The organism is Campylobacter majalis (genome assembly GCF_905120465.1).
In the GTDB taxonomy this organism is placed as follows: Bacteria; Campylobacterota; Campylobacteria; order Campylobacterales; family Campylobacteraceae; genus Campylobacter_A; species Campylobacter_A majalis.
On record NZ_CAJHOF010000013.1, the window covers coordinates 46,267 to 54,770 of the forward strand.

General features: G+C 33.1%; 11 protein-coding genes and 1 pseudogene. 7 read left to right on the top strand and 5 right to left on the bottom strand.

Annotated features, from left to right (window positions below):
* Window positions 1–54 precede the first annotated feature (54 nt).
* From coaBC to truA, 7 genes and pseudogenes are all read left to right on the top strand, one after another.
* Window positions 55–1,227, top strand: coding sequence for a bifunctional phosphopantothenoylcysteine decarboxylase/phosphopantothenate--cysteine ligase CoaBC (gene coaBC / locus LQU93_RS07110; RefSeq protein WP_229933192.1), 1,173 nt, complete (start codon window positions 55–57; stop codon window positions 1,225–1,227).
* Window positions 1,224–1,904: a hypothetical protein gene (locus LQU93_RS07115; protein ID WP_229933193.1), complete on the top strand. Its 681-nt coding sequence runs from the start codon at window positions 1,224–1,226 to the stop codon at window positions 1,902–1,904. Before coaBC ends, LQU93_RS07115 begins: the two co-directional genes overlap by 4 nt.
* Before the next feature lie 2 nt (window positions 1,905–1,906).
* Window positions 1,907–2,578, top strand: a complete 672-nt coding sequence (gene uppS / locus LQU93_RS07120) for a polyprenyl diphosphate synthase (RefSeq protein ID WP_229933194.1) — start codon at window positions 1,907–1,909, stop codon at window positions 2,576–2,578.
* A gap of 55 nt (window positions 2,579–2,633) precedes the next feature.
* Window positions 2,634–2,804: pseudogene (locus LQU93_RS10115) on the top strand (prepilin peptidase); the annotation flags it as partial.
* A 42-nt stretch (window positions 2,805–2,846) separates the two neighbouring features.
* Entirely contained in the window at window positions 2,847–3,374 is a 528-nt protein-coding gene (locus LQU93_RS07125) for a prepilin peptidase (protein WP_418884075.1), read from the top strand.
* A complete protein-coding gene (locus LQU93_RS07130) occupies window positions 3,371–4,390 on the top strand; it encodes an LptF/LptG family permease (RefSeq protein ID WP_229933196.1) in 1,020 nt (339 codons plus the stop codon). Before LQU93_RS07125 ends, LQU93_RS07130 begins: the two co-directional genes overlap by 4 nt.
* Window positions 4,390–5,115 (top strand): tRNA pseudouridine(38-40) synthase TruA, encoded by a 726-nt coding sequence (gene truA / locus LQU93_RS07135; protein WP_229933197.1) that lies wholly within the window; start codon window positions 4,390–4,392, stop codon window positions 5,113–5,115. Before LQU93_RS07130 ends, truA begins: the two co-directional genes overlap by 1 nt.
* Window positions 5,116–5,248: 133 nt before the next feature.
* On the opposite strand, the gene LQU93_RS07140 is transcribed toward truA, so the two are convergent.
* From LQU93_RS07140 to LQU93_RS07160, 5 genes are all read right to left on the bottom strand, one after another.
* Window positions 5,249–6,406, bottom strand: coding sequence for an acetylornithine transaminase (locus LQU93_RS07140; protein ID WP_229933198.1), 1,158 nt, complete (start codon window positions 6,404–6,406; stop codon window positions 5,249–5,251).
* Window positions 6,407–6,408: 2 nt separating this feature from the next.
* Window positions 6,409–7,023: a trimeric intracellular cation channel family protein gene (locus tag LQU93_RS07145; RefSeq protein ID WP_229933199.1), complete on the bottom strand. Its 615-nt coding sequence runs from the start codon at window positions 7,021–7,023 to the stop codon at window positions 6,409–6,411.
* A 96-nt stretch (window positions 7,024–7,119) separates the two neighbouring features.
* Window positions 7,120–7,686, bottom strand: a complete 567-nt coding sequence (locus LQU93_RS07150) for a hypothetical protein (protein WP_229933200.1) — start codon at window positions 7,684–7,686, stop codon at window positions 7,120–7,122.
* A 62-nt stretch (window positions 7,687–7,748) separates the two neighbouring features.
* Window positions 7,749–8,072 carry a hypothetical protein gene (locus LQU93_RS07155; protein ID WP_229933201.1) on the bottom strand — a complete coding sequence of 108 codons (324 nt, stop codon included), beginning with the start codon at window positions 8,070–8,072 and terminating at the stop codon, window positions 7,749–7,751.
* 1 nt (window position 8,073) lies between these two features.
* Window positions 8,074–8,504 (bottom strand): hypothetical protein (locus tag LQU93_RS07160; protein ID WP_229933202.1); only part of this gene is annotated, 431 nt, incomplete at its 5' end.

Here is an 8,504-nt window from a genome sequence, read left to right on the forward strand (position 1 = left end):
TTACAAAAATACTCATTTTTAAATCAAGCTAAGAAATTATCATAAGGAAATAAAGTGTTAAAAGATAAGAAAATTTTACTAGCAGTTTGCGGCTCTGTATCATTTTATAAAGCTTATGAAATTTTATCTCACCTTAAAAAATTAGGTGCAGATGTGCGTGTGATGCTAAGCGATGGGGCATTAAAATTTACAAATCCTTTAAGCTTTGAAGCACTCACAAATCATGAAATTTTATCAAGCGTAAATGAAAAATGGCAAGAAAAACTAAGCCATATAGAATATGCAAAATGCGATCTTGTTTTGATTGCACCAGCATCGGCAAACACAATAAATAAATACGCAAATGGCATAGCCGACACTGTCTTTTTGCAAACTCTAATCGCATCAGACGCACCAGTTATAATAGCACCAGCAGCGAATAATAAGATGCTAGAGCATTTTACTACACAAAAAAGCATCGAAATTTTAAAGCAAAATGGAGTAAGCGTAATTGAGCCACTTACTAAAATTTTAGCTTGTGGAGATCTTGGAAAAGGTGCTTTAGCTGAACCCAAAAGGATAATTTACGAAGTAAAAAAAGCCCTAAGCAAACAAACACTAATAGGCAAAAAGGTCGTCATAACAGGCGGTGGAACAACCGAGAAAATCGATGATGTTAGGGCTATTACAAACCACTCAAGCGGTAAAATGTCAAAAGCTTTGGCTGACGCATTTTATTATGCTGGTGCTGATGTGACGTTGTTATCACACGTGAGCTACGAAGCACTTCCTTACCCATGTCATAATTTTCACGATACTAAAGATTTGCTAGATTTATGTAAGCAAAAGTGCAAAGATGCGGATTTGCTAATTATGAGTGCGGCAGTTAGCGACTACGTAAGTGCAAATGATTTTAACGGAAAACTTAAAAAATCAGACTTAGGCGAAAAGTGGGGGCTTTGGCTTGTTAAAAATATAGATATTTTAAGCGAACTTAAAGCATATAAATGCAAAAAAATTGGCTTTAAATTAGAAACAGATAAAAACACAGCCATTAGTGATGCCAAAGCAACACTAAACAATAAAAATTTAGACGCCATATGTCTAAATATAATGAGTGATAGTGTAATATTTGGTGCAGACATGAACGAAATAACATTTATTACAAAAAATAGCCAGACACTGCTATCACATGACACAAAAGAAAATTTAGCCAAGAAAATAGTGGAATTATCAGGCAATCTATGATAAACGCAATAAATAAAATCCAAAAACTAACAAATACTAAATCAAAAACAATTGAGCTTAACACGAGCTTACCAATTAGTCTAAAAGTAGCTGAAAAAATCGGACATAATCGCTATATTTTAAATTTTGCCAATAAAAGCCTAAACACAAGAAGTGCAAAACAGCTAAACGTGGGTGCTGAATATTGGGGAGAGATCAGCAGCAATAGCGACAATATTATAATAACCGGACTTTATCAAAAACCTAGTTTTGATTTTATGGTGTTAGAAGATGGGCTTTTATTGATTGAACGACTTGTAAGTGAGCCTGATACGGCGTGGCTTTATGAGTATTTAAAGCAAAATTTACTCACGTGTAGCCAAAAAGAAAATTTTGAAATATACGCAAACATGCTTCTTGCATTGCAAAACAACACAATAAATATAGGCTTTAAATATAGTGAAAATTTAGGAGTTTTTCAATACAAAAAACAAAAAAATTATACAAAAATTTATCTAGTATTTTCCAATTTTGCTCCACTTTTATTTGAGCTAGAAGCTAGTGATTTTAAAAAAATAACAACGCCTTTTAAAAAAGTGGCAAAGGCTTTAAATAACAGTTTTGAATGTGAAATAGCAGTAAGCGACGTCAAACCCTTATGGGTCAAAAATAATAGTTTAATAGATTTTAAAGGATGAAAATGAATGAGCTAAAACACCTAGCTATAATAATGGATGGCAACGGCAGGTGGGCTAAAAAACGTGGTTTTTTACGGACAAATGGGCACGAGGTTGGGGCTTTGGTAGTTGAAGATATGTGTGAATATTGCATAAACAATAATATTGAGATTTTAAGCCTTTATGCCTTTAGCACCGAAAATTGGAAACGTCCAAAAAGCGAAGTTGATTTTTTAATGAATTTGCTAAACAAATTTTTAATTTCTCGCCAAGAAAAATTTATAAACAATGGCATAAAATTTCAAACCATAGGCGATATTACACCATTTAGTGATGAGTTAAAAAAGCAGATAAAAATATTAAAAAACTTAACACAAAACAACTCAAGATTAAAGCTTAATCTAGCCATAAACTATGGCGGACGCGACGAGATAACAAGGGCTGTAAAAAAACTAATGCAAAACAATACTGAAATTTCAGAAAACAGCATAAAACAAGCACTTGATGAGCCATGCGATATTGATTTGCTGGTGCGAACTGGTGGTGAGTTTAGACTATCAAATTTCATGCTTTTTCAGGCTAGTTATGCAGAGTTTGCCTTTACTGATACGCTATGGCCAGATTTTAATTCAGGACATTTAGATATAATTGTCAAAGATTTTAAAAACAAAAATCGTAGGTTTGGGGGACTTTAAAATGAGTGCGTTGGAGATTTTTAATTGCTCGATATTTTTTATACTTGGTCTTTGTATGGGCTCATTTTCCAATGTTTTAATTTACAGATTGCCACGAAATAAAAGCATAGTTTTTCCAGCGTCTTCTTGTATAAATTGCAAAAAAAAGCTTAAATTTTACCACAATATACCAATTTTATCGTGGATATTTCTTAGCGGAAAATGTGCATATTGTAATAAAAAAATAAGCATTATTTATCCAGCTAGTGAAATAATATGTGCATTTATAATGGTAAGTATAGCATGTAAATCTACGCACTTTTTCACACCAAATTTAAATGAGGTCATAGAAATAGCCTTACTTGGTCTGTTGTTTATCACACTTTATTCGCTAAGCGTGATTGATATACAATACAAAGCCGTTCCAGAAATATTGCTTAACATCGGCATTGTCTTATCGACTGCATACGCAATCACAAACAATGTATGGCAAGAGATACCATTTTATCACAATGTGTTAGCCGGAGTTGTGTTTGCGTTTGCATTTTGGATGCTTAGACTAATGGTAAGCAAAGCACTAAAGCGTGAGGCAATGGGGGTGGCAGATATATTTATCGCATATGTTATTGGGGCTATACTTGGATACGCACTCGGTCTTGTGGCTATTTATATTGCAGCAGTTTTAACATTGCCGTTTTATGCCGTCATAGGACGCAAAAACTACGAATTAGCATTTGTGCCATTCTTATCGGTTAGCCTTTATTTGGTTTTTATATTTGAAAAATATTTCGCCATAGCATTAGGATATCTTTTATGAGTAGAGTAAATTTATATATTTTACAAAATTTTCTAGGCACATTTGCTTCACTATTTTCAACACTATTTTTAATAATGTCAATTGTGTTTTTTATACAGATTGCCAGAATAACATCATATATTGAAGTTACTTTTTTTGAGCTTGCTAAGCTATATTTGTTTATGCTGCCACGTGTTTTGCTCTTTGTCTTGCCAATTTCATTTTTTGTCTCACTTAGCATGACGCTTTTTAGGCTATCTAAAGAAAACGAAAGTATAGTAATCTTTACATTAGGGCATTCTCCAAAACATATAGCAAAATTTTTTATGATTTTATCTGGCGTCTTGTCTATATTGCTGCTAATTATCGCATTAGCACTAATTCCAAAAGCAGCTGAGCTAAATACAAATTTTATAAATTATAAAAAAACTATTGCCAAGCTAAATTTAAAAGGCGGAGAATTTGGGCAAAAATTTTCAGATTGGATAGTGTATATTAGTGACGAAGATACCAAAAACGATAAAACAATATACAAAGATATCGCGATGTATAATTCAAACGAAAATCGCCTAATTTTAGCCAAAAATGCACAAATATCAAATGAAAACACAGGCATACAACTTGAACTAAACGATGGAACAATATATGATATATCAAGCATAGTTTTTCATAAGAGCAACTTTAAAAGTATGAAAATACGCACCATACAAGATAACTCAATAGATAAAGTAAATAGCATAAAAGAATACTGGCAACAAGCACTAACAAACAAAAAACGACGAAAAGACCTAATCACCTACGTTTTAGTTGCACTGTTTCCGTTAGCTTCTACGCTATTTGCGATCAGTTTTGGAATAGTGACTTACAGATACGATCGAGGAATGGTTTATATTGGCACATTTAGTGTATTGTTTGCGTATTTTGCATTAATCATGTTGCTAAATTCTCATACACAAATCGCAATTCCAATTGTATTTTTTAGCTTTTTATTCGTCTCATTTATAGTATATTTACAAAAAATTGCAAAAAAATACTAATGAAAATAAAACTAATTATAAGCTATGATGGCTCAAAATTTCAAGGCTCACAAACACAGCCACACCAAAATGCCGTTGAAGATGTGCTAAGCACTGCATTAAGTCGTGTTGGTATATATGAAAAACCTAGCTCGAGCTCACGCACCGATAAGGGGGTTCATGCAAACAATCAAGTTGTTTGCGTTAGGTGCGGTGAGCATTTTAGCGATTTAAACCGACTAAAATCCCTGATAAATTGCCATGCACACCCCTATATACATATAAAAAAAATCCAAAAAGTAAGCGAAAATTTTCAAGTGCGTTTTGACGCTAAAGCCAGAGCTTATCGCTACATTATAAGCCATGATGAGTTTAGTGTGTTTGAGTCTGATTATGTCGTATATATGCCAAAATTTGACATCAAAAAAGCAAATGAAGTGCTTCAAAATTTCATCGGCACTCACGATTTTAGCTCATTTATGAAAACTGGAAGCGATACAAAAAGTCCTATTAGAGAAATTTCAAAAGCATTTTGCTACGAATATAAAAATAAAACGATTATTGTATTTAAAGCAAATGGGTTTTTGCGTGGGCAAGTAAGGCTTATGGTTGCGTGTTTGCTAAAATCATTAAAATACAAAAACTCATCTGAGTTGCTAAAAGCCCAGCTGCAAAACACCAAAATTCTCACTCGCATTCCAGCTCCACCACAAGGGCTATATTTAAACAGAGTTTTTTATAATTAGCTTTAATAAGCTTATAGATTTTGTATATTTAAGAGCCTTGATGCTAATTACAAATGATAATTTTAGCCATTAAAAAGCTTTTGCCCATAAAAACAAAAAGGCGGATTTATCAAGCACAAAATCCACCTAAAATTTATAGCTGTTTTAAAGCCAATCTTAGCCTATCAAAGCCAAGTTTCATCTCATCTGCACTGATGTTTAGTGGTGGCAAAAATCTTAATGTTTTTGCTCCAGATCTAAGCACTAAAACTCGCTGTTTTAACGCCAACTTCATAATCTTTGCTAAATCAACGCCCTGCTTTGCTTCAAGCCCAAGCATTAAGCCAAGCCCAGTTTTTCTCTCAAATATTTCACCAAAGTCAGTCAAAATTTCATCCAAATATAGATTAAATTCATTTATTACATCATCAATCTCGCCCAATTTTTTAAGCCTTTTTAGCTCTTTTAGTGTCGCATTTGCAACAGCGGTTGCTAAGAAATTTCCGCCAAATGTCGAGCCGTGATCGCCTGGCGTAAAAATATTATGCTTACTAACGCAAGCACCTATGCTAACTCCACCACCAAGCCCCTTTGCAAACGTGATAACGTCTGGCTCTATGCCATAATGCTTTGATGCTACAAACTCGCCGGTTCGATAAATGCCGCATTGCACTTCATCTGTTATGAGTAAAATTTTGCGTTTTTCTAACTCTACGCTTAAGCGTTTTACTTCGTTTTTATCAAGCGATTTTATCCCACCCTCACCTTGAACTAGCTCTATCATTACGGCTGCTGTTTTGTCGCTTAAGTTTTTAATAATCTCATCAATCGTATCATAAAAACTAAATCCATCAATATACGGTGCAAAAATTTCTGGATGAAATTTATCCTGTCCTGTTAGCTTTAAAGTAGCCAAAGTGCGACCGTGAAAAGAGTTGCTAAGCGATATAATCTCGTATCGTTTTTGTGCAAATTTCTCAGTGCCATATTTTCTAGCAAGTTTAATCGCACACTCATTTGCTTCAGCACCAGAGTTACAAAAAAATGCATAAGTTTGATATCCGAGTAGTTTTGAAATACGTTTTGCTAGTTTTTCTTGTGGTTTGATGTGATATAAATTTGAAGTATGAAGCAGACGTGATGATTGCTTTATGATGGCATCTGTAATTAGCTGATTTGAATATCCTAAAGCATTTACTCCTATTCCAGAAGCAAAGTCTATATAATCGCGTCCCTTTTTATCAAAAAGTACCGAGTTTTTGCCATGCACAAAACCAACATCAAACCTTAAATATGTGTTCATAAGATACATTTTCAATCCTTTAACAGCGGTAGCGACCAGCCCCTATAATATGCTAATAATCTAAAAATTATACCAAATATCAGTAAAAAAATCGTGAAAAACAAACTAGAAAAACCCAAGCAAAATGCGACGTAATACAGCACTCCAACCACAATACTAATCGTTCCATAAAGCCCAGTTGATAAAAACCACGGAACTTCATTTAGCAAAATATCGCGTAAAATACCGCCTCCAACGCCGTTACTAAAAGCAATCAATGCTACGCCAAATACGTTATATCCATGCTCACTTGCTACTATCGCACCAACAATTGAAAAGCAAATAACATCAACTGCGTCCGTAAAAATAAACACAAATTTTTTCTCAATGCGTTCTTTTTTACTATATAATTTAACCCTGTTTGCCACAACTATCATTACTAAAACAATAACGCATGGCATATAGTGCGTAAAGCTGTAAATGTCGCGTCCAACAAGCACATCTCTAAGCACCCCACCACCAAGTGCAGTAAGAAATGCCGCTACAAAAACACCAAGCCAATCGCACCCTTTTTTCACAGCAAACAAATATCCACTAATAGACGCCGAAGCCATGCCAATAGATTCAACAACTACAAAAAAGTCCATTTTCACACCTTTAAAGCGGATATTTTATATAAATTTTGTGAAAAATTTAATTAATTTTTTATGTTTGAAATGTTTAGGCTGGATCGTTAGCTTGTATTATAGCATCTTTATGTTAGACGAGAATTTATCCTTTATAAGTTCTATAAGCTTGGTTTTTTCATTTATGCTTATGCTTTTATCTTGGAGTATCTGCTCTAAATAAGGAGACATAAATTTTGATGTTTGGTATTGTGCTATATTATCACCTACTTTTTTATTAAATGACAAGTCACCAGTTTTAATAACATATTCTAGTGCCTTTGTAATAGCCGTAGCTTTATTATAATCATCTTCTATTTCTTTCCTACTATCTTTTGTAAATAACCTCATATCCACACTAGCATCTACATTTGATGATATGTTTGTAGAGTATAGCTCTTTGTTTATATTTTTTGTATCTATGTTTAGTCTATCTGTATCATCTGAACTATCTTTATCTTTTATATTTAGATTTCCTTGCCCTATAGTAGCTAGAGTTTTACTTGATAAATAACCTTGGTTTTGTGAATTTGAATAATTTACACTTGTGATTTTGGAGTTTAGCAATAAACTAGCGTTTGATGTAGTTTGAAAAAATAGTAATATTACCAAAAATATTAAATTTAGAAATTTAATTAGTTTCATCGATACTACCACTATTTTTGCCTTTAAATTTTGATATTTTTTTATTTTATTTCCAATTTGGTCTAGTTAAGCTTCCTATTATTTAATTCTTTATCTTTTTGTTTGCACAAGAGTATCAATTTATCTAGCTTTTGTTTATACTTAACAAGCAAATCTAATTCTCCTGATTTAATATGCACATCAGATAAAAGTCTATCAAATTCGTTTCTACAATTAACAATATTTATATCTAAATTACCTTGTTTTATAAACGACGAAACAGCCCCCATAACAAACCCATCTAGTTCTGCTAGTTCGGAAAATAAATCATACAATTCATCTTCTTGCGGAATGGGCGGAAATTCTGTTTCCATTACTTTTTTATATTCTTGTTCTATTTTAAACATATTAATCCCAAAATGTAACTATTTTTCCATCTTTTGTCCAATAGCCACCAATTTTATTTTTACCTGTGCCAGTCTGAATTTTAATTGCTTCTGTACCGTCTTTTAAGATAACTTTTTTACCAAGTTGCTTATTCTTATTATAAAAATTTGTTGCATCTTCCGTATATTGTTTCAGGGTTCTACCTTTTCCGTGTTTTAATAGATGATAACTCATAGATTCTTCAACCGAACCAAATGTGGATTTATGCCAATTGTTTGTAATTGTCTCTTTTGCAATATTACCAGTTAATCTGCCTTCGCTGACTTTTCCAGCAACTCCCACACCAGCCACTTTCCCACTATTCCCAACCACCCCAATCGGTGTTAATAAAGTAGTCTCAGTCGGACCTGAGTAAATTTCATTGTCATTAGTTGGAGCATTTAAATAACTAG

Bases quoted from the DNA above. Each gene is read 5' to 3' on its own strand.
- LQU93_RS07115 (WP_229933193.1), top strand. From the start codon at position 1,224: ATGATAAACGCAATAAATAAAATCCAAAAACTAACAAATACTAAATCA.
- uppS (WP_229933194.1), top strand. From the start codon at position 1,907: ATGAATGAGCTAAAACACCTAGCTATAATAATGGATGGCAACGGCAGG.
- LQU93_RS07125 (WP_418884075.1), top strand. From the start codon at position 2,847: ATGGTAAGTATAGCATGTAAATCTACGCACTTTTTCACACCAAATTTA.
- LQU93_RS07130 (WP_229933196.1), top strand. From the start codon at position 3,371: ATGAGTAGAGTAAATTTATATATTTTACAAAATTTTCTAGGCACATTT.
- truA (WP_229933197.1), top strand. From the start codon at position 4,390: ATGAAAATAAAACTAATTATAAGCTATGATGGCTCAAAATTTCAAGGC.
- LQU93_RS07140 (WP_229933198.1), bottom strand. From the start codon at position 6,406: ATGTATCTTATGAACACATATTTAAGGTTTGATGTTGGTTTTGTGCAT.
- LQU93_RS07145 (WP_229933199.1), bottom strand. From the start codon at position 7,023: ATGGACTTTTTTGTAGTTGTTGAATCTATTGGCATGGCTTCGGCGTCT.
- LQU93_RS07150 (WP_229933200.1), bottom strand. From the start codon at position 7,686: ATGAAACTAATTAAATTTCTAAATTTAATATTTTTGGTAATATTACTA.
- LQU93_RS07155 (WP_229933201.1), bottom strand. From the start codon at position 8,072: ATGTTTAAAATAGAACAAGAATATAAAAAAGTAATGGAAACAGAATTT.